Genomic DNA, 468 nt, shown 5'->3' with positions numbered 1-468 from the left:
CGTTCCCATACCGAACACGGAAGTTAAGCTCTTCAGCGCCGATGGTAGTTGGGGGTCTCCCCCTGTGAGAGTAGGACATCGCCAGGCTTTCTTCATTCCGCAGTAGCTCAGTGGTAGAGCTATCGGCTGTTAACCGATCGGTCGTAGGTTCGAATCCTACCTGCGGAGCCAATTTGGAGAGCTGTCCGAGTGGCCGAAGGAGCACGATTGGAAATCGTGTAGGCGGTAACCCCGTCTCAAGGGTTCGAATCCCTTGCTCTCCGCCACAAATTTACATAATAAAGGGCCCGTTGGTCAAGCGGTTAAGACACCGCCCTTTCACGGCGGTAACACGGGTTCGAATCCCGTACGGGTCACCATTTTATAGAATATACACCAGTATTTTTTATTCGGAGGATTAGCTCAGCTGGGAGAGCATCTGCCTTACAAGCAGAGGGTCGGCGGTTCGAGCCCGTCATCCTCCACCAT

At 53.4% G+C, this 468-nt stretch carries 4 tRNA genes and 1 rRNA gene; all 5 read left to right on the top strand.

Annotated elements, in window-relative coordinates:
- Positions 1-87, top strand: a 5S ribosomal RNA gene (gene rrf, locus SB660_RS19015); the annotation flags it as partial.
- A 9-nt stretch (positions 88-96) separates the two neighbouring features.
- Positions 97-171: transfer RNA gene (locus tag SB660_RS19010), tRNA-Asn, on the top strand.
- 4 nt (positions 172-175) lie between these two features.
- A tRNA-Ser gene (locus tag SB660_RS19005) sits at positions 176-266 on the top strand.
- 18 nt (positions 267-284) lie between these two features.
- Positions 285-359 (top strand) — tRNA-Glu (locus SB660_RS19000).
- A 32-nt stretch (positions 360-391) separates the two neighbouring features.
- A tRNA-Val gene (locus SB660_RS18995) sits at positions 392-467 on the top strand.
- Position 468 lies beyond the last annotated feature (1 nt).

It is taken from the genome of Bacillus sp. SIMBA_005, from assembly GCF_046535585.1.
GTDB lineage: Bacteria > Bacillota > Bacilli > Bacillales > Bacillaceae > Bacillus > Bacillus pumilus.
The sequence above is the reverse complement of the archived record's forward strand: the minus strand, read 5'-3'. Positions and strand labels throughout refer to the sequence as shown.